The following is a 19,890-nucleotide window of genomic DNA, read 5'->3' on the forward strand; positions in this document are numbered from 1 at the left end:
GCCCTCTGCCAGAGCTACAATTAATATAAGTAAATGATTAAAGGAATGAGCAATGACAATAGGATTTATTTCACATCAGGATTGTTTACTTCATCAGATGGGGGCTTTTCATCCTGAACAACCAGCCAGGCTTAAAGTAATTGAAGACGCTGTATCCCATTCTGATTTAACCAATCAGTTGCGTTATTATCAGGCACCTTTGGCTGAACCTGAACATCTATTGCGCGTTCATGACCAGGATTATGTAGATTATGTCTTTAGGATGTCCCCGGTGGAAGGAATGGTTTCTCTGGATCCTGACGTGATGATGAATCCTCACTCGCTTACTGCCGCATTGCGGGCAGCAGGCGCTGTTATTTACGGTGTGGAATTAATCATGAATCAAGAAGTAAATACCGTTTTTTGTAATGTTCGTCCTCCTGGGCATCATGCTGAACATAATAAAGCGATGGGATTTTGTCTATTTAATAATATTGCTATTGGTGTCGCGCATGCTTTAGAGAGGTTTAACCTAAACCGTATTGCCATTATTGACTTTGACGTCCATCATGGCAATGGTACTGAAGACATTTTTCAAAAAGAGCCCCGAGTATTGTATTGTTCTACATTTCAGCATCCGTTTTATCCTTACAGTGGTTCCACCACACACAGCGAACATATTCTTAACATTCCACTTCCTGCTGGAACTACCGGAGAATTATTTCGTGAAAAAGTTGAAATGCTCTGGTTGCAAAAAATTGAGCAATTTGCACCAGACATGATATTTTTTTCCGCAGGGTTTGATGCGTACTATAAAGATGACATGGCCAATTTGAAGCTACGGACAGAAGACTATCGATGGATAACACAAAAGATTAAAAAAATCGCTGACACACACTGCAAGGGACGCATGCTCTCTGCACTAGAAGGAGGATACTATTTAAACGATTTAGGTGCCTGCGTGGTAGCACATCTTCGAGGATTGTTAAACTAAATGTAGCTTCAAATATACCCACATATTAAAATCCTTAAATAAGGGGAGGGTTTATTTGAAGCCAACTGTGAATTTCATCAAAACATAAGAAGGAGGAAACTTAATAAGGGCTCACGTCCATATTTCCCTTATTTAACTTACATAATATTACAATTTGTATTTTCTTCCTCATAGATAAAATTCGGCTCATCAACTGGTTCAACCACTCTTGGTCTAAATATAGGATGTTGAGAAGAAAGTAGTGATGCAAGTAAAAATAAGGTTTGATTAGTGTTGTTCCTTGTATTTTGCTGTGCCTTTTTTATATCCTTTTTATGTTCTTCTTGTTCTGAAGGAGTTAATGTAGTTTCCTCCTCATACTCCTTTTCTAAAGTACTTCCTTTATAGTTTTGGTAATACTGAAAGAAAGTTTCAGCTACATTTTTTACCTCGTGAATATTCTGGAAGAATTTATACTCCTTACTATGCACGACTTGTTGCTCAAATATTTTAGTAAGATAACATTTCATAATCTCTGGGGTAACTTCAATTAAAAATGGTATATGAAGATGATAAATAGTACTTTCTCGAACATTTGTATGTTCCTTTTTTCGATGATAAACCCCAGAAGTTAACCCGATTCCTTCTTCCGGGCCAACGTATGGCATATCATTTATAAAATGCTGATGCAGATGTTCCCAGTTATTTCTTTTTTGACTGGCAAGTTCTTTTTCGCCGTTAAAATAAATAGTAATTACTTTTTTAACCACCTGGATTTTAACAGCGACGTCATCTGTCATTAATTCAATATTAAAGGGCATATTTTCTCTCCTTGGTAATAAAAAAGAGCAAATTACACGTTTAATATTAAGAGAATATTAAGAACATATTTTTAACAAAATAAAATCTTTGCCCACGACAAAATTTGAATTGCATTATAGCAATGCCGTGATCTTCTAAACTACAATACCCTATAGGCATCAATTCCAATCAACATTGGACAACTTGTTCTGGAAATTATTGCTTCAATACAATAACTGCAGCCCCCGTAAACCGTCCGTGCCGCAAATCATCGAGTGCTTGGTTAGTTTGTGTCAAAGAATAGGTATGAACTTCCGTTTTAATTGGGATTTTAGGGGCCAATGCCAGGAACTCTTCTCCATCTTTTCGTGTTAAATTTGCAACAGAACACAACGTCCTTTCTCCCCATAAAATTTCATAGGGAAAGGTTGGAATATCACTCATATGAATTCCGGCACAAACCACTACACCACCTTTCATTGTTGCCTGTAAAGCAACCGGAACCAATTCACCCACAGGAGCAAAAATAATAGCAGCATCAAGCAAACGCGGCGCTTTTTCATCGGAACCACCTGCCCAGATAGCGCCAAGCTTGTAAGCAAAATTCTGAGCAGCTTCATCACCCGGGCTGGTAAATGCATACACGCTGCGATGTTGATAATTTGCAACTTGAATTAAAATATGGGCTGCAGCACCGAAACCATACAGACCTATGTGCTTTGCTGTGCCCGTTTTTAATAAGGCGCGATACCCTATTAAGCCTGCGCAAAACAAAGGGGCGGCTTGTTCATCAGGATAACCTTCAGGAATTGGGAAACAGAATGGTGCATTAGCAACACAATATTCTGCAAAGCCACCGTCAATTTGATAGCCGGTAAATTGAGCAGAATCACATAAATTTTCACGCCCATTTAAGCAAAACTCACAATAGCCACAACTACTACCAAGCCATGGCACCCCTACACGTTGGCCAATGGTAAATTGATTTACAGAGTTGCCTAACTCTTCAACTACACCAACAATTTGGTGTCCGGGAATAAGCGGGAGTTTGGGTTGATGAAGTTCACCGTCTACAACATGAAGGTCAGTACGGCAAATGCCGCAGGCTTTTACTTTTATTAAAATTTGCCCAGCCTGAGGTTTAGGACATTTTACAGTAGTTGATCTTAAAGGGGTACCCGGTTTTTCCAGTAGCATGACATCCATGACGGTTCCTTGTCATAAGGGATTTATATCCCAGGCAAGACATCTGAAGTGCTATCAGATGCCTTGGTAGTACTAAGTGTAGTTTAAATCGCCTCGAATATGGCTGCAGCACCCATTCCTGTACCTATGCACATAGTAACCATTCCATATTTACCTTTTGTGCGGCGCAGGCCATGTAATAATGTTGCAGCACGAATTGTACCGGTTGCACCAAGAGGATGGCCTAAGGCAATAGCACCACCTAGAGGATTAACCTTATCACCCGGGAGATCGAGCGTTTTAATAACGGCCAAAGCCTGAGCCGCAAATGCTTCATTAAGCTCAATCCAATCCATTTGATCCAGGGTTAATCCTGCACGCTTTAGCGCTAATGGCACAGCATTAATAGGACCTATACCCATCACTTCAGGGGCGACACCAGCTACAGCATAACCCCGTAAGCGCCCCATAGGTTGTAAGTCATATCGTTTCAACGCGTCTTCACTAGCCAATAAGGCAATACCAGCCCCATCGCTTGTTTGCGAACTATTACCTGCTGTCACTGTCCCCTTTGCCGCAAATACAGGCCTAAGGCGAGAAATAACGTCATAGGAAGTATCCGCACGAGGCCCCTCATCATCACTAATTAGTTTCTTTTTGCAGAGTACTTCAGAAGTTGCTAAATCAGCCTGACGGACAGTAATTTCCATTGGTGTTATTTCTTCTTTAAAATCACCACGTTGTTGCGCGGCCACTGCGCGACGATGGCTTTCAGCAGCAAACTCATCTTGTTGTTCACGCGTAACTTCCCAGCGTTTGGCGACATTTTCTGCAGTAATTCCCATTCCGTAGGCAATAGCAACATGTTCATCATTAAAAATGGCAGGGTTTGCAGTATATTTATTACCTCCCAGGGGAACCATTGACATACTTTCAACGCCTCCAGCCAAAGCAAGGGAAATATCACCATTACTGATGGAGGCAGCCGCAGTGACAATGCTTTGCACCCCGGAAGAGCAGAAACGATTAATTGTCATCGCTGGAACACACTGAGGAATATCTGCCAGTAATGAAGCGATACGGGCCACATTCATCCCCTGCTCCGCTTCAGGCATTGCACAGCCAATAACGATATCGCCAATAGCTTGCCAATCGACAGATTGATTGCGCTTCTTTAAAGTTCGAATCGTATGTGCCAATAAGTCATCAGGCAGTGTATGTCGGAAGACACCTCTTGGCGCTTTCCCAACAGGAGTACGCAATACATCAACTACATATACATTTGTCATTGTTAAGTCTCCTTAATTGCGCAAGGGCTTGCCGGTTTCTAATAAATGGCTAATGCGAGCTTGTGACAAAGGTGTCCCTGCCAAGGTCATAAACGCTTTTTTCTCTAAGTGGAGCAGCCATGCTTCATCCACCATTTCCCCCTCATTCACTTGTCCGCCACACAACACATTGGCTAATTCATTCGCTAGGAAATAATCGTGTTGGGAAATGAACCCACCTTCTAGCCAATTAACAAGCCCTGCTTGCAAGCGCGCATGGCCTTCACGGCCTGCTACTTTAAAACGCGTTTTAAGAGGAGGTTGATAATTCATGGCTTGCATGAGTTTCACCTGGGCTAAAGCAGCATAGAGCACTTCATTAGGATGCATTACCCAATGATCTTTATGACGTAGATAGCCTTTTTGACGTGCTTCTGGCGCACTACCAGCCACAAAAGCGGTCGCAATTTGTTGAAAATAAGATTGTAAAAACAGCAACAAATCAGCATCTCCTGCCTTACAGGCTGCCCGCATTGCCATTTCTTTACAACCACCACCGGCTGGGATTAAACCAACACCAGCTTCAACCAATCCTGGATAAGATTCAAAAGCAGCTACAACTGCACTACAATGCATCATTAACTCGCAGCCGCCACCCAAAGCTCGACCACGAAGTGCGGCAACCGTGGGAATTGGGGAATATTTTAAGCGCATCGCCACATGCTGAAACTGCGTTATCATTGCTTCTAAAGCATCCATCTTATTAGATTGGATTAGGGATGCCACGCCTCTTAAATCTGCTCCTGAACTAAAATTACTGGCATCCGATTGATAAATAATCAATCCCTGATATTCTTTTTCTGCCTTATCCAGTGCTTGCTCTATACCATCAAGCACCGCCTGGCCAATAGTATTGGCTTTACTTTTAAATGTAAGTACAGCGACCTCGTCTTTAAGAAGCCATAACCGTACACCATCATTTTCAAATATTGTCGGGGCGTAAAAATTTTTCTCTTTTAAAACCCTGTCAGGGAAAAATTGACGCTGGTATACGGGAAGTTGGCTACGTGAGACATAATTGCCCTGCTGTGGCGAATAAGCACCCTCTTCCTGATAAAATTCATTAACCTTTTTAAGCCAATCCGGTAATCTGGCTTGACTTAATGTTTCATTTGCAGTTTTCGCTTTTTCGATGAGCTCTAACATCGCAGTAAGGCCTGCCGCTTGCCAAGTTTCAAATGGCCCTTGCTGCCATCCAAAGCCCCAACGAATAGCCAAATCAACATCTCGAACACTATTAGCGATTTCTTCCAAATGATAAGCACAATAATGAAACAAATCACGATAACAAGCCATTAAAAATTGTGCTTGTTTATTGCTTGAAGACATCAGATGCTGCATTCGTTGTGCTGCATCAGGCGTTTTCATAATTGCTTTCAATTCTTCGCTAACTTCCCCCTTGGCGGGACGATATGAGTGTGAAGACAAATCATATACTTCAATTATCTTCCCATTCTTTCTATAGATCCCTTGACCTGTTTTCTGGCCTAAGTGTCCCTGCTTAATTAAACCTGTTAACCATTCGGGGAGTTTAAAATGAGCATGCCAGGGATCATCAGACAACTGCTCTTTCATGGTATTTACTACATGTGCCATGGTGTCCAAGCCGACTACATCCATTGTCCTGAATGTCGCAGATTTTGGCCGCCCCAATAAGGTCCCCGTAAGTGCATCGACTTCATCCAAACCAAGATTCATTGCTTCGGCATGATGTAAAGTTGCTAATAGTGAAAAAACACCAATCCGATTAGCAATAAAATTAGGCGTATCTTTTGCGCGAACAACCCCTTTGCCAAGACGACTTGTCAACCAAGCTTCAAGCTGATCTAACAATTTAGGATCGGTCGTGTTCGCCGGGATTAACTCGGCAAGATGCATATAGCGTGGGGGATTAAAAAAGTGAACGCCACAAAATTGCTCACGCAACGCTTGAGGCAATACATCACAAAGCGTGTTAATGCTTAAACCTGACGTATTACTTACTAAAATAGTATGTTTACTGACATGTGGTGCAATGTTGCGGTATAACTCTTCTTTCCAATCAAGACGCTCGGCAATTGCTTCAATAATTAAATCACAGCTATTTAAATCATTTAAATTATCCTGATAGTTTCTAGCTTGCAAAAACGCGGCTGTTTGGGGAGTCGCCACTGGTGAGGGTTTCAATTTACCTAAATGAGCAATTGCTTTGTCCACTAAAGCATTGCTGCTTCCCTCTTTGGCTGCCAAGTCAAACAATAACGTTTCAATCCCTGCGTTCACGCAATGGGCTGCAATTTGAGCCCCCATAACACCGGCACCGAGAACCGCGACTTTCTTAATGAAAAAAGGTTCGTGCATGATCCTGTCCTCTATTTTTGTGGGGCACTTGTAATAAGTGCAATAGTCCTAATCCAAAACCTTTAAAATTGATGTTAAAAGGCCTTCAACACAGTCCGTATGAGCACATCTACGGACCTTACTATTTGAGTAATTTTCATCATTCTAAGCAAGACTCCGTCATTCTGAGCAAAGCGAAGAATCCCTCATTTAAACCTCGAAGTTAGCTGCAGGAGATCTTTCGCTTCGCTCAAGATGACGATAAAGCATCGTCACCAACACTTACTGTCATTTCCCTGAGGTCAATTGCTAGATATTAAAGCGAATCCCTTGCGCTAAAGGCAATGCATCTCCCCAGTTAATGGTATTGGTTTGACGACGCATATAAGCTTTCCAGGCATCAGATCCTGATTCTCGACCTCCACCAGTATCTTTTTCGCCTCCAAAAGCACCACCAATTTCAGCACCAGAAGTCCCAATATTAATATTGGCAATACCACAATCACTGCCTAAAGCACTTAGAAAAGCTTCAGCATGCTTTAAATTTTGTGTAAACATTGCAGAAGAAAGCCCTTGAGGAACACCATTTTGTAAGGAAATGGCTTCTTCTATCGAGCTGTAGGGCATTACATAAAGAATAGGTGCAAATGTTTCTTCCTGCACAATATCCCAATCATTTTCAACATCAGTAACTAAGGTGGGTTGCACGAAAGAACCAGGCTTATTCAACGCCTCGCCACCAAAAACAATTTGTCCACCTGCTGAGGTAATTCGAGCAATAGCCTGCTTAAACTGTTTAACCGCCTGTTCATCTATCAATGGCCCCATTAAATTTTTACTATCCAACGGGTCGCCGATAGTCACTTGCTCATAAGCATGCTGTAAGCGCTTAACAACATCGCTAAACATCGATTTATGAACAAACAAACGACGTGTTGAAGTGCAGCGTTGTCCTGCCGTACCTACCGCTCCAAAAACAATGGCAGGAATGGCCAAATTTAGGTCTGCTGACTCGTCAAGAATAATGGCATTATTACCACCAAGTTCCAGAATGGTTTTTCCAAGGCGTTTAGCCACATTAGCTGCAACTTGTCTTCCTACAGCAGTTGAGCCTGTAAATGAGATCAAAGGGATACGCGCATCATTGACCATTGCGTCGGCCACATCATGGGACTCTGGAATGATTAACCCAAAAATTTCAGGACAGTTATTTTTCTGCAGTACTTTATTGCAGATATACTGAACAGCAATCGCACAGAGCGGTGTTTTTGCGGAGGGTTTCCACAACGTCACATTCCCACAAATCGCTGCAATGAAGGCATTCCAGGCCCAAACTGCAACAGGAAAATTAAACGCCGAAATTACACCAACAATACCATAAGGGTGCCATTGTTCATACATGCGATGCTTGGGCCGCTCTGAATGCATTGTCTTGCCATAGAGCATTCTGGATTGACCTACTGCGAAGTCGGCAATATCTATCATCTCCTGCACTTCGCCATCCCCTTCCTGCTTCGATTTGCCCATTTCCAAAGAAACCAGGCTACCTAAGGCATCTTTATGTTCACGCAAAGCCTGACCTAGTTGCCGTATGATTTCTCCTCTTTGTGGAGCAGGGACTTCGCGCCAGGCTAGTGCAGCTTTTTGACCACGTTCAATCACTTGTTCATAATCTTTCATAGAGCAAGTGGCTACTTCCGCAAGCCTATTACCTGTTGCCGGATTAAAGGAAGGCAAGCGGCTTGAACCAATCTCGCTCTGCCACCCCTGACCGCTAAAAGCGCCAGGATTAACTTCAGCAATATTAAGACGTTTTAATAATTCCATTGACTTCTCCTAAGCGTAATGCTGGCCAAAGCGGTTAGCCAATACATCTGCCAAACGGAAATTCTCCTGTAGTACCAAGCCATGATATTCATTAGCCTGGCCCAATACTAAATCGACTACCGCACAAACGCCAGACGCTGTACTCACTTGAATGGCTGACCACTCCAACCCACGAATTTCTTGCGGATAAACTTTTTTCACATAGCTTTTTTCAGTAAGCTCACCTTGCTTCATGCCCTCAACGGTGACATACACAATAACGATATCTTGATAGGTTTTGGGGATAGCACGTTCTAAAATACGTTTCAATGTATCACGATCTTCATTGAGTTTAAGATCATTCATTAGTAAACGCATTTTTTCGCAATGGCCAGGATAACGCATTGTTTTATAATTTAAACTTTGTATTTTACCCTCATAAAGCTCAGCTAAACTTCCCAAACCACCTGAAGTGTTGAAAGCTTCGTACTCACAACCATCAATCTGAATAGACTCAAGACCTTCTAGAGGCTTTAGAATAGTAGGCTTACCCGTTTCGATACCGTAACAGGGATTACCATATTCATTGATAACCCCATCCGTAGACCATGTTAAAGAATAGTGTAGCGCATTACTGGCGCGTTGAGGTAAAGCACCGACGCGTAATTTAGCATGGTGACATTCTTCAAATTCTTTCATTAAGCTATTAGCCGCAATGCTAATAAAGCCAGGAGCTAAACCACACTGAGGAACAAACGCCGTATTTGCCCCTTCGGCAATAATTTTTACTGCCTCCGTTACAGAAGTATCTTCCGTAAGATCAAAATAATGGGCTTTTGCTGCTTTTGCCGCTTTTGCGACATGCGTATTTAAGAAATAAGGAAGGCTTGAAATAACTGCGATAATATTATTTTTTTCAAGGTAATTTTGCGTTGCTACTTCATCCTTGACGTCCAAAGCGACTGTTTTTATGTCAGGGATCGCCTGCAATAAACGGCTTACATCCGTACCAGAAAATTCCAAATCGGCCAAATGAATTTGATAATCACCGCTGTCTGCTAACAAACAGGCGATTAAACTCCCGATTTTCCCAGCGCCGGTAATCATAACGTTGTACATATTACATCCTTCTCCTTTGTAAAACGAGCCGTCATCGTACACTAAAAAAACGGTACTTGGATATAGGTTTAGACCCTAAAGTTATTGCCAAGCTGCAATCCTAGAAACATTACCTTACTTTTACTAATCTTATGAATTATTTGTAGAAATCTTGACCTTTACTCATTAGTGTTCTATCGTCCTGTCGTTTAAGTTAAAGCGCATAAATCTATGAATCAAATTGCTTCAGTTCAAAAGCTGTCGTTAATTTCGGCAAAAACAATTAATTATGCCCACCTTCTGCGCGCTTTTTTTGTTGGCTTAATGCTACCGTTAGGCTTTGCACCTTTTCATATCCCTGGCGCAGCCATTCTAAGTATCGCATTTTTTTATGCACAACTTACCAATCCACAAACCCCTCATCCTGTTTTAAATGGGCTTTTTTATGGCTTGGGATATTTTGGCCTGGGTATTTCCTGGGTCTATGTCAGTATTCATGAATATGGCCACCTTAATAGCCTCATATCAGCACTGATTACATTATTTTTTCTTCTTTACCTCTCGTTATTCCCCGCATTGATGGTGGGCGTTTTTAAGAAACTGGCCAGCCCACGCCTGCCTGTCTATTCTTGTTTTTTATTTAGCGCGCTGTGGATTTTATTTGAATATTTACGCGCAACATTGTTTAGTGGTTTTCCATGGCTTCTCTTGGGATTTGGACAGTTTGATGCACCCAGCAAGTTTCTTCTTCCTGTACTGGGTGTATTTGGAGTAGGTTTTTTAACTTGCCTCGCTGCTTCTTTACTTGCAGTAAGCATGCAATTTACTGGAATCAAACGCTACGGTGTACAAATTATTTTTGTCATCCTACTTTTATCTCCTTATGTTTTTAAGTTTATAAACTGGTCTTCACAAACTGCACAACCTCTTTCAGTCAGCGTTATTCAAGCCAATTTATCCATGCGTGATAAATGGGATGAGAATTTATTCTGGCAATTACTGCAACATTATCAAACTGAAACTGAAAAATTGCTGGGTACACAGTTAATCGTTATGCCAGAATCAGCTATTCCATTGCCACCAAGTTATATTGAAGATTTTCTTCAAAATCTACATCAGAAGGCCAAAGACTCTGGCAGCGCTATCTTGTTAGGCATTCCCAAACCTACCCGGCACGATGAAAATTCTTATTACAATGCGTTAATTAGTTTGGGTAGGGCAAAAGGCTCTTATCTTAAACAACATCTTGTACCGTTTGGTGAGTATATCCCTTCAGCACTGCAAACGATTAGTGAATGGTTAGCTGTCCCTGATGCTAATCTTGTTCCCGGTCAAACAAATCAACCACTGGTAAAAGTGCAGAAACATTCTATTGCTACTTTAATTTGTTATGAGCTTGCCTACGGCGATTTGCTGCGTCAACAATTACCTAGCGCAGAATGGATTGTTTCAATTAGCGATGATGGCTGGTTTGGGCATTCATTGGCAATGTACCAGCAATTGCAAATGGCTCAAGTGCGCTCCCTTCAAACAGGACGATATCAGGTGGTCGCAAATAATGACGGATTATCCTCACTCATTGACAATCAGGGTGAGCTGGTTGCTTCTTTACCTGCCTTTAGTGCTGGCACGCTTAAAGCAACATTACTACCAATGCGTGGAACTACTTTTTGGGTGGTCTTTGGCGATAAACCCACCCTCTTTTTTTGTTTAACAATTGTTCTTTTTTATAGCTTTTATTGTATATTTATATCCAAACCAAATCATTAACTATTGCTGCAAAGCACAAGAGACGCTATCCTTACCAGCCCTACTGTAATATTAATAAGTAACTATGGATAACAGCTATAAACCGTGTGAAGTTGAAGAACAAGCTCAGCAATATTGGCAAAAAAAACAATCATTTAATGTTTCTGAAGACTTAAATAAGGAAAAATTTTACTGCTTATCCATGTTCCCTTACCCAAGTGGTACATTACATATGGGACATGTTAGAAACTATACCTTAGGGGATGTGATAGCCCGCTATCAACGTGCTTTGGGAAAAAATGTTTTACAACCTATCGGCTGGGATGCTTTTGGTTTACCCGCTGAAAATGCAGCGATCAAACATGGTATACACCCTGCTGAATGGACCCAAAAGAATATTGCTTCAATGAAAGAACAATTCCTACGCCTAGGGAATGCCTACGATTGGAAGCGTGAAATTGCTACTTGCGATCCTGACTATTACCGCTGGGAACAATGGTTCTTTATTCAGTTATTTGAAAAAGGTCTTGTTTATAAGAAAAATGCAGTGGTTAACTGGGATCCTGTCGACCAAACAGTACTGGCGAATGAACAGGTTGTCGATGGCCGCGGTTGGCGCTCTGGCGCTTTGGTTGAGCGGCGTGAGATTTCTCAATGGTTTATTAAAATTACCGCCTATGCCGATGAATTATTAAATGATCTTGACATTCTTGATGAGTGGCCCGCTCAAGTCAAACAAATGCAAAGAAATTGGATTGGGCGTTCGGAAGGCTGTGAAATCAGCTTTAAGGTAACCAATTTTCCTAAGCGTCTCAAAATTTATACTACCCGCCCAGATACTTTAATGGGTGTAACTTATCTTGCTGTAGCACCTGATCATCCTCTTGCTAAAGAAGTCGCTACAAATAACTCAGATATTCAAGATTTCATTGCCAGCTGCCAGGGAGTTCGCATGGCTGAGGCGGACATAGCAACTATGGAAAAACGAGGGATTGCTACAGGAATGACGGCAATTCATCCTGTGACTGGCCAGGAAATACCTATCTGGATAGCCAACTTCGTATTGATGCAATACGGCTCTGGGGCTGTTATGGCAGTCCCTGCCCATGATCAGCGCGATTGGGAGTTTGCGCAAAAGTACAACCTGCCCCTTAAAGAAGTAATCATTCCGCTGGATGGCAGTAAACACGATTACACAAAATCAGCCTTCACCCAAGAAGGAAAATTAATCCATTCAGGCCAGTTTGATGGCCTTACGTCAGCTGAGGCAACAAAAGAAATCGCTAACTATCTTGAGCATCATGATGCGGGTAAAATGACGATTAACTACCGCTTAAGAGACTGGGGAGTTTCTCGCCAACGCTATTGGGGAACCCCTATCCCCATGATTATCTGTGACGAATGTGGAATAGTTCCTGTTCCTGAAGAAGATTTACCAGTGACATTGCCTTATGATGTACAGTTAACCGGCAGTGGCTCCCCTCTTGCTCAATGTAGTGAATTTGTTCAGACAACTTGCCCAAAATGCGGTGAAGAAGCCAGTCGTGAAACAGATACCTTCGATACTTTTGTTGAATCTTCCTGGTATTACGCCCGTTTTGCCTGCAAAGGTCAGGATAATGCGATGTTGGATGACCGAGCAAAATATTGGACACCTGTTGATCAATATATTGGTGGTATTGAGCATGCAGTAATGCACTTACTTTACGCCCGCTTTTTTCATAAACTCATGCGTGATGAAGGCCTGGTGAACTCCGATGAGCCCTTTAAGGCCTTGTTAACGCAGGGTATGGTTCTCAAAGACGGCCATAAGATGTCCAAATCCCTAGGTAATGTGGTCGACCCTAATCATCTCATTGATACCTATGGTGCTGATACCGCTCGCTTGTTTGTAATGTTTGCAGCCCCACCTGAACAATCGCTGGAATGGTCTGATGCAGCCGTAGAGGGTGCTCATCGCTTTCTAAAGCGCATTTGGGCATTTGCCTATCAATACCAACAACTCCTTATAGAGATCAACGATACCATTTTATGCGGCAATGGCCACATTGACTGGCAACAGACCTCCTCACGTCTTAAAAAATCTCGTCTGGTAGTTCACCAAATTTTGTCGCAGGCGAGCATGGACTATGAGCGTCATCAATTTAATACCGTTGTTTCTGGGTGTATGAAACTCTTCAATGAACTTTCTTCTTATCAGGTCGAAACGGAAGAAGACAAGTATTTCCTACACTCAGGAATGAGTATTCTCCTTCGTTTACTAGCCCCTATAACCCCTCATATTTGCCATCATTTATGGCAGCAGCTTGGTTTCGAGAAAGCTATTATTGATGCTTCATGGCCAAAAGTAGATAAAAGTGCTTTAAAAACTGATGAACTGGATTTCGTAGTTCAAGTTAACGGGAAACTACGTGCACAATTCACGGCAAGTAGTGATACGGGTGAAAACGAATTGATCGAGTTGGCCAAGCAGCATGTTAACAACTTCCTTGAGGAAAAACCGGTTAAAAAAGCAGTGGTAGTTGCCCATCGCCAATTAATCAACCTGGTTATCTAGCCATGATGAAACGTTTTCTGCTGTGTTTATTAATTAGTTTATTAGTCAGCTGTGGTTTTCACTTACGTGGAATGGCCGATTTGCCTTCTTGGCTTAACAACATTGCAATTGTTATAAAAGATGCCCACGAGGATCTTCAAAATCGAATTAAAGATCAATTGGAAGGGTATAATCTTTCCGTGATTGAGAATCCGGCGCAAGCAAGTTATTTGTTGATTATTGAAAAAGACAGCTACAGGCAAGAAATTACTAATATAAGTGCAAGCACAGCACCCAGACAATATTTATTAACCTATGAAGTACAGTTCTCTTTAGTGCAGATAAAAGGTAAACCTATAATCTCTTCAGCGCATGTATTTGTAACTCGACAAATTACTATTAATAATGACAGAATCTTAGGTTCTGATGCAGAAGAAACATTGTTGAAAAATGAGATGCGGGCTGATGCCGCGATGCAGATTGTTAATCGCCTAAGCCAGGCAAAGAATAGTTACGTTTTAGCAAAGACGAAAAATAATTAAATAGTATGCTTATCAAACAACAGGCTTTAGATAACTATCTTAGTCGCAACCCTTTTGCTGCGATTTACATCCTTTTTGGCCAAGATCATTTTTTATTAACGGAAGCTGCCACCACAATTAAACACCGCTGGCAACAACAAAACACGGATACAGAGCAATCAGTAATCGATATCAATTCTCCCTCAGATTGGGGTCTTGTTGAGGAAAAAGCGAATAGCTACTCGCTATTTTCTTCCTTTACATTGCTAGATGTTCGTTATGAAAAGCAAACATTAGATGCAACAGGCAAACATTTTATTTCTAACTACATTCAGAATATAAATCCTTCCTGTTTGCTTCTTGTTCGCTCTCCTAATTTGACAACCAAACAATTGCAAAGTTTTACTAACCATAAAGCGATTCATGTTATTCAAGCTCAGCCTTTAAATAGTATGGCCACGCAGCAATGGATTAAAGAACAATTGGTAACACGAGGAATAAAATTTGAAGCAGAGCTTCCGGCACTGATTTATCAATACACGCAAGGCAATATGCTAGCCTGTGCACAGGCTGTAGAAAAAATTCATCTAATTGCTGATGAATCTGTGTTAACGCTTACCACAGCCAAGGAACAACTGATTGATCAATGTAATTATCAATTATATGAGTTAAGTGACGCCTGTTTATTACAAGATGCTAATAAAGTTATTCAGCATCTTCGTTATGCCCACGATAGCAATACAGAACCCACACTTATTTTATGGTTATTAGCACAAGATATACGTTATTTATTGCAACTGATCGAAATTACTGAGCAATCAATTCCTTTTTCCACCGCCTGTACTCAGCTAAAAATATGGGCACAAAAAAGCAAGTTATATCAGCCAGCTATTAAACGGTTATCGAAAGAGCTTCTTATGCAGTTATTGCGGTTTTGTAAAATGGTTGATGAACAGATAAAATCAAATCAAAATAGTCAAATTTGGCCCGGTTTAGAGAGAGTTGCCCTTTCCCTCTGCCTGGGTAAAAAAGTAGGTCATCTTGGATAATATAATCATTTACGGCGGTACTTTTGATCCTGTTCATAATGGACATCTAAACGTCGCAAATAATATTCAGAACTATTTTCACTTTGATCAATTCATATTCCTGCCCTGCAAAACCCCCGTACTCAAAGATAAAGCAGTTGCAACTGCAACCCAACGAATTGAAATGTTGGAGCTTGCTCTGAAAAAAAAGGACAGCAACTTTACCATTGACTTATCTGAAGTTACTCGGGATTCCCCCTCTTACATGGTCTCTACTTTAGAGCACTTTCGCCAAAAACTTGGAGAAAAAATAGCAATAACATTGTTGATGGGATTAGATACTTTTCTTCAACTTCCCAAATGGTATCAATGGGAAAAGTTATTATCGCTCGCCAACCTGCTAATTATACAGCGCCCAGGTACCTGTGATATTAATCTTCCAGAAGAAATAAACCAAGTGTTACTTGCTCATGAAGTGCATAACGACAAAGCCATTAAAATACACCCCTCAGGCTTAATTTATCGTCATAACGCTGGAGATTTCAACATTTCCTCTACCTGGTTGAGGCATCAATTGGCTAAAAATGGTGATGTTTCAGATTGCATTCCTAAAAAAGTGCTGGATTATATTCAAAAAAATAATTTATATAAGTTTAGAGTACCGAATGGTAACATAAAGTGATGAGGTTTGATCCTCTGGATACCAAGGACGAGTCGGGGTAAGCCGGAAGACTTTCATCTATGCAGAAATAATAGCAAGTATATTTTAATTTAAGTATCGGAAAGCTCAAAGTCCTCGGGGCTTGCCAATATGCTTTCTTTATTTGGCTGTGCCTGCAAGGAAATTTGCCCATCAGCTTGAGACGTTGCATGAGCAGGCTGTTGAATATCTGAGCTCGTGGAGGGCAAGGGTAACGAATGATCAAAAACTTTAATTTGTTTTACAAATTCCGGCATCAAATCATAAAGCCAAGTTACAACAGGCTCGAATTTGGCATAAAGGGTTGAATGGCTTGCATATTCTTGATAAGGCAAGGAGGTCATCCTAACAACCAGCATAATCAATGCTACAATGAAAACACCTCGGACAAAACCAAACCCCATACCAAGCATTCGGTCGGTACCGCTTAGTCCTGAGCGTTTCAAAATAAAGCTTAAAAATGCATTGATGATACCACCGGCAATTAATGTGGCTATTAATATTACAATAAATGCGGTAGCTGTTCTTGCTGTTTTATCCTGGATGTATTTTTGTAGCCAGGGATCTAAACTTTGCGAATAACTAAAGGCAAGCCAAATGGCTAAAACCCAGACTGCAAGCGCAATTAATTCTTTTATAAAGCCACGGATAAGGCCAGTTAAAACAGATAAGCCAATAACTGCAATAATTAGCAAATCAACCCATTGCATGCTTAACTGACCCCTGTAGTGACAATAAATCCTTTAATTTGCATAACACTTGCGAGTTGTTGTTGTAATAGTTTTGCTTGATCTTTTGGACGACCTTGGCCAACAATAACTTTATAAACCATTCCTTGAGGCGTGCTTACCCGGTTATAGCTTGCTTTATATCCTTTTGACCTTAATTTCGAAACCAGGGCATCGGCATTTTTTTGCTTTGAGAAAGTTGCCAGCTGCACAGCATACAAATCTTTTACAATAGGCGTTTGTACTCTCGATTTGGCTACCTGGACAGATTTTGCTGCAGGCTTACTTTTTGCAGCCACAGAAACCCTTTTAGGTGTAACAGTTGAAGTTGTTACTTTTTTGGTAGCTGCTGCAACGACAGTTGATTTTTGTTTAGCAACCTGGGTTGGCTGGACTTTCGCTTTAGCCACCATAGGCCCAACTGCTTCTTTAACATCATTTAATTGACTGAGGGATTCTGCTTTTGCAAGTGCTGGCCCCGCTGTCTCTTTGGGAATATCCGGAATTTCTACGTGCGCGACTTTAACCGTTTTAAACATTTCCTGTTCATCAGGCATCGCCACCTTGGGTGGAATTGGCTTGGGTGGTAGCTTAACAGAAACACTAACGTTATCATCAATGCGTTGATTGGATTTTTTTATTATTGCGGGTGCAAAAATAGCAGCTATAGATAAAATAACAGCAAGACCTATAAGCCGATGCTTTACACGCTCATCCATCACTAGTTTCATCATCTCTCCTCAGCTCTGGTTGGTATTACATACAGCAGGCAGTACTTGCCCTACAGTAAAAAATGAACCATAAACTACGATTAAATCACCTATGCTAGCACCATTGCAAGCAGCCTGGTATGCCAGCAGAGGATTCGCATAGCAAAATGGTACTATATCATAAATACGAAAGGCTGCGCCAAATTGTTCCTCCTTCGCAGCCCGCTTTCCTGTTAAAAGGCAAGGATACCAGTGCTCAACTATCTCAAATAGGGGCTCGATTAATGCGGGAATATTTTTATCTTCTAAGGCTGAAAAAACGGCGTGAATAGCGCCCTTCCAATGCAAATTTTTAAGATAACTTGCAAGATAATTAACCGCCTGCGGATTGTGTGAAACATCGAGTAATGTAGCGACTTTGCCGTTTATAAGCTGTAACCGCCCTGGTAAAAACAAATTATTTAGACTATCGACAACACAGGAAGAACTCACTGGTAACACAGGTTGCAAACAATGGGTAGCCATGACAGCGGCTGCAATGGAATTTGCATGAAGTACGGGACGTTTTAACCGAATAACCTGATCACCCTCTACCCTAACTTCAAGCATTTTATCATCCTGCTGATAATCATAAGCGATACCGAGCCTATGAAGTGGACAATTGAGAGATGAGGCTGTATTTATAACACTTTTTGGAGGATTTTTATCGGCGTAAACAACTGGTTTTGCATGCCGCAAAATACCTGCCTTTTCATAACCTATTGATTCTTTATCATTTCCTAAGTATTCCTGGTGATCCAAATCAATTGTTGTAATAATTGCTAAGTCAGAATCAATAATATTGGTTGCGTCAAGGCGTCCCCCAAGACCTACCTCAAGAAGTAAAATATCAATAGGATACTTCTTGAAATACCATAATGCCGCCAGTGTTGCCATTTCAAAATAGGTTAGAAAAACTGAACCCCTTCCTTCTTCTATGGTACAAAAACCTTCAGCTAACTCGCTATCTGTAATGGGTTTCTGGTTAATTTTTATGCGTTCATTGAATGAAACTACATGAGGTGAGGTATAACTGGCCACTTGAAAACCAGCCGTTTTGTAAATCGCTTCAAGTGCAGCGACAACAGAGCCCTTGCCATTCGTACCTGCAATAGAAACTACTTTCGTTGGTAATTGTAGTAAATCAAGAGATTCAGCAACTTTTTTAATACGCTCTAATCCTAGCTGAATCTCTTGTTGATGGCGCGTTTCAAGATAACACAACCATTCTCTTACGGTAAAATGTTTATATTGCTTCATCAAACGTGTCAACTGAATCTCGATGTGAAAGTTTTGCAATGAACTCTGCAATGGTAGAACGTAAATTTTTACGCTCTACAATCATATCGATATGACCATGTTCAAGTAAGAACTCACTGCGTTGAAATCCTTCTGGTAAAGTCTGTCTTACCGTTTGTTCGATGACTCTCGGTCCGGCAAAACCAATGAGCGCATTGGGTTCAGCAATAATAATGTCGCCGAGACTGGCAAAACTGGCAGAAACACCACCCATTGTGGGATCGGTTAGAACGACAATAAAGGGTAAGCCTGTATCCTGAAATCGTGCAAGGGCTGCCGATGTCTTAGCCATCTGCATTAATGAAAAAAGTCCTTCTTGCATACGGGCACCGCCGCTTGCGGTAAAACAAATATAGGGGCGTCTTTCAGTGGTAGCCGCATCGACTGCCCGGACAAATTTTTCGCCAACAGTAGCCCCCATGGATCCGCCCATAAAATTAAATTCAAACGCACTTACGACAACAGGCTGTCGTTTTAAAGTTCCTTTCACCACTATCAATGCTTCTTTTTCGCCAGTTGCCTTTTGAGCTTGGCTGATTCTATCTTTATATTTTTTGGAATCTTTGAATTTTAAACGATCAATAGGCTCTAAATGGGCAGCGATTTCCTCTTGGCCTGCCTCGTCAAGAAACTGTGCAATTCGTTCACGTGCCAACAGTCGATGGTGATGATTACAATTAGGGCAAACAGAAAGATTTTTTACTAATTCACTACGATAAAGTACAGAGCTACAACCTAAACATTTAACCCAAAGTCCCTCAGGAACCCCCTTTTTTTGAGAGGTTTCAGTCCTAATTTTCGAAGGTAATAATTTTTTTAGCCAACTCATAACAAAATCCACCAGTTTTTTAGCGCAATAGTATAACCTGAATTTAATTTAAGCGCTTGTTTTTATTGCGCTGCGTTAACAAAATTATCCAAAATAATGCTAAATGACCATTAAATTAACAGCATAATAAATCTCACTTTTTATCTCATTTTTTGTGTAAAAAATCGAGTTAAACCCTAAAGTTTTTTTCCTTATTTCCGATAAAAACGATGGGTTCGATAAATTTAATAACAAAACGATTTATCGATAATAAGGTAAATCC

At 41.0% G+C, this 19,890-nt stretch carries 16 protein-coding genes; 6 read left to right on the forward strand and 10 right to left on the reverse strand.

Annotation, left to right across the window (positions count from 1 at the left end):
* Positions 1-52 precede the first annotated feature (52 nt).
* Positions 53-973, forward strand: a complete 921-nt coding sequence (locus Ljam_RS04285; protein WP_058448890.1) for a histone deacetylase family protein — start codon at positions 53-55, stop codon at positions 971-973.
* Positions 974-1,110: 137 nt separating this feature from the next.
* On the opposite strand, the gene Ljam_RS04290 is transcribed toward Ljam_RS04285, so the two are convergent.
* The 6 genes from Ljam_RS04290 to Ljam_RS04315 all read right to left on the reverse strand — a co-directional run bounded on the left by Ljam_RS04290 (position 1,111) and on the right by Ljam_RS04315 (position 9,510).
* Positions 1,111-1,773 (reverse strand): hypothetical protein, encoded by a 663-nt coding sequence (locus Ljam_RS04290; protein WP_058448891.1) that lies wholly within the window; start codon positions 1,771-1,773, stop codon positions 1,111-1,113.
* A gap of 196 nt (positions 1,774-1,969) precedes the next feature.
* Entirely contained in the window at positions 1,970-2,959 is a 990-nt protein-coding gene (locus Ljam_RS04295) for a zinc-dependent alcohol dehydrogenase family protein (protein ID WP_058448892.1), read from the reverse strand.
* Positions 2,960-3,042: 83 nt separating this feature from the next.
* A complete protein-coding gene (locus Ljam_RS04300) occupies positions 3,043-4,227 on the reverse strand; it encodes an acetyl-CoA C-acyltransferase (protein ID WP_058448893.1) in 1,185 nt (394 codons plus the stop codon).
* Positions 4,228-4,239: 12 nt separating this feature from the next.
* Positions 4,240-6,606 carry a 3-hydroxyacyl-CoA dehydrogenase/enoyl-CoA hydratase family protein gene (locus Ljam_RS04305; RefSeq protein ID WP_058448894.1) on the reverse strand — a complete coding sequence of 789 codons (2,367 nt, stop codon included), beginning with the start codon at positions 6,604-6,606 and terminating at the stop codon, positions 4,240-4,242.
* Positions 6,607-6,894: 288 nt separating this feature from the next.
* Positions 6,895-8,412: an L-piperidine-6-carboxylate dehydrogenase gene (gene amaB, locus Ljam_RS04310; RefSeq protein WP_058448895.1), complete on the reverse strand. Its 1,518-nt coding sequence runs from the start codon at positions 8,410-8,412 to the stop codon at positions 6,895-6,897.
* A 9-nt stretch (positions 8,413-8,421) separates the two neighbouring features.
* Positions 8,422-9,510, reverse strand: coding sequence for a saccharopine dehydrogenase family protein (locus Ljam_RS04315; protein ID WP_058448896.1), 1,089 nt, complete (start codon positions 9,508-9,510; stop codon positions 8,422-8,424).
* Positions 9,511-9,720: 210 nt separating this feature from the next.
* On the opposite strand from Ljam_RS04315, the gene lnt reads away from it, so the two are divergent.
* The 5 genes from lnt to nadD all read left to right on the forward strand — a co-directional run bounded on the left by lnt (position 9,721) and on the right by nadD (position 16,005).
* The gene (lnt, locus tag Ljam_RS04320; protein ID WP_058448897.1) at positions 9,721-11,259 is read left to right on the forward strand and encodes an apolipoprotein N-acyltransferase; all 1,539 of its coding nucleotides are present in this window, start codon (positions 9,721-9,723) and stop codon (positions 11,257-11,259) included.
* Positions 11,260-11,323: 64 nt separating this feature from the next.
* Positions 11,324-13,795 carry a leucine--tRNA ligase gene (gene leuS, locus Ljam_RS04325; RefSeq protein WP_058448898.1) on the forward strand — a complete coding sequence of 824 codons (2,472 nt, stop codon included), beginning with the start codon at positions 11,324-11,326 and terminating at the stop codon, positions 13,793-13,795.
* Positions 13,796-13,797: 2 nt separating this feature from the next.
* Entirely contained in the window at positions 13,798-14,316 is a 519-nt protein-coding gene (locus Ljam_RS04330; protein ID WP_058448899.1) for an LPS-assembly lipoprotein LptE, read from the forward strand.
* Between the two features lie 5 nt (positions 14,317-14,321).
* Entirely contained in the window at positions 14,322-15,344 is a 1,023-nt protein-coding gene (holA, locus tag Ljam_RS04335; RefSeq protein ID WP_058448900.1) for a DNA polymerase III subunit delta, read from the forward strand.
* A complete protein-coding gene (nadD, locus tag Ljam_RS04340) occupies positions 15,337-16,005 on the forward strand; it encodes a nicotinate-nucleotide adenylyltransferase (protein ID WP_058448901.1) in 669 nt (222 codons plus the stop codon). Before holA ends, nadD begins: the two co-directional genes overlap by 8 nt.
* An 89-nt stretch (positions 16,006-16,094) precedes the next feature.
* On the opposite strand, the gene Ljam_RS04345 is transcribed toward nadD, so the two are convergent.
* The 4 genes from Ljam_RS04345 to accD are packed head-to-tail and all read right to left on the reverse strand — an operon-like array spanning position 16,095 to position 19,628.
* Entirely contained in the window at positions 16,095-16,733 is a 639-nt protein-coding gene (locus Ljam_RS04345; protein WP_082651572.1) for a CvpA family protein, read from the reverse strand.
* A gap of 2 nt (positions 16,734-16,735) precedes the next feature.
* Entirely contained in the window at positions 16,736-17,485 is a 750-nt protein-coding gene (locus Ljam_RS04350; protein ID WP_238583691.1) for an SPOR domain-containing protein, read from the reverse strand.
* A 6-nt stretch (positions 17,486-17,491) separates the two neighbouring features.
* Positions 17,492-18,760 carry a bifunctional tetrahydrofolate synthase/dihydrofolate synthase gene (gene folC, locus Ljam_RS04355; protein WP_058448903.1) on the reverse strand — a complete coding sequence of 423 codons (1,269 nt, stop codon included), beginning with the start codon at positions 18,758-18,760 and terminating at the stop codon, positions 17,492-17,494.
* Complete coding sequence (accD, locus tag Ljam_RS04360) at positions 18,747-19,628, reverse strand: acetyl-CoA carboxylase, carboxyltransferase subunit beta (RefSeq protein ID WP_058448904.1); 882 nt, start codon at positions 19,626-19,628, stop codon at positions 18,747-18,749. Before accD ends, folC begins: the two co-directional genes overlap by 14 nt.
* Positions 19,629-19,890 lie beyond the last annotated feature (262 nt).

The sequence above is a fragment of the Legionella jamestowniensis genome (assembly GCF_001467745.1).
Taxonomy (GTDB): Bacteria; Pseudomonadota; Gammaproteobacteria; order Legionellales; family Legionellaceae; genus Tatlockia; species Tatlockia jamestowniensis.

Bases quoted from the DNA above. Each gene is read 5' to 3' on its own strand.
- Ljam_RS04285 (WP_058448890.1), top strand. From the start codon at position 53: ATGACAATAGGATTTATTTCACATCAGGATTGTTTACTTCATCAGATG.
- Ljam_RS04290 (WP_058448891.1), bottom strand. From the start codon at position 1,773: ATGCCCTTTAATATTGAATTAATGACAGATGACGTCGCTGTTAAAATC.
- Ljam_RS04295 (WP_058448892.1), bottom strand. From the start codon at position 2,959: ATGGATGTCATGCTACTGGAAAAACCGGGTACCCCTTTAAGATCAACT.
- Ljam_RS04300 (WP_058448893.1), bottom strand. From the start codon at position 4,227: ATGACAAATGTATATGTAGTTGATGTATTGCGTACTCCTGTTGGGAAA.
- Ljam_RS04305 (WP_058448894.1), bottom strand. From the start codon at position 6,606: ATGCACGAACCTTTTTTCATTAAGAAAGTCGCGGTTCTCGGTGCCGGT.
- amaB (WP_058448895.1), bottom strand. From the start codon at position 8,412: ATGGAATTATTAAAACGTCTTAATATTGCTGAAGTTAATCCTGGCGCT.
- Ljam_RS04315 (WP_058448896.1), bottom strand. From the start codon at position 9,510: ATGTACAACGTTATGATTACCGGCGCTGGGAAAATCGGGAGTTTAATC.
- lnt (WP_058448897.1), top strand. From the start codon at position 9,721: ATGAATCAAATTGCTTCAGTTCAAAAGCTGTCGTTAATTTCGGCAAAA.
- leuS (WP_058448898.1), top strand. From the start codon at position 11,324: ATGGATAACAGCTATAAACCGTGTGAAGTTGAAGAACAAGCTCAGCAA.
- Ljam_RS04330 (WP_058448899.1), top strand. From the start codon at position 13,798: ATGATGAAACGTTTTCTGCTGTGTTTATTAATTAGTTTATTAGTCAGC.
- holA (WP_058448900.1), top strand. From the start codon at position 14,322: ATGCTTATCAAACAACAGGCTTTAGATAACTATCTTAGTCGCAACCCT.
- Ljam_RS04345 (WP_082651572.1), bottom strand. From the start codon at position 16,733: ATGCAATGGGTTGATTTGCTAATTATTGCAGTTATTGGCTTATCTGTT.
- Ljam_RS04350 (WP_238583691.1), bottom strand. From the start codon at position 17,485: ATGATGAAACTAGTGATGGATGAGCGTGTAAAGCATCGGCTTATAGGT.
- folC (WP_058448903.1), bottom strand. From the start codon at position 18,760: ATGAAGCAATATAAACATTTTACCGTAAGAGAATGGTTGTGTTATCTT.
- accD (WP_058448904.1), bottom strand. From the start codon at position 19,628: ATGAGTTGGCTAAAAAAATTATTACCTTCGAAAATTAGGACTGAAACC.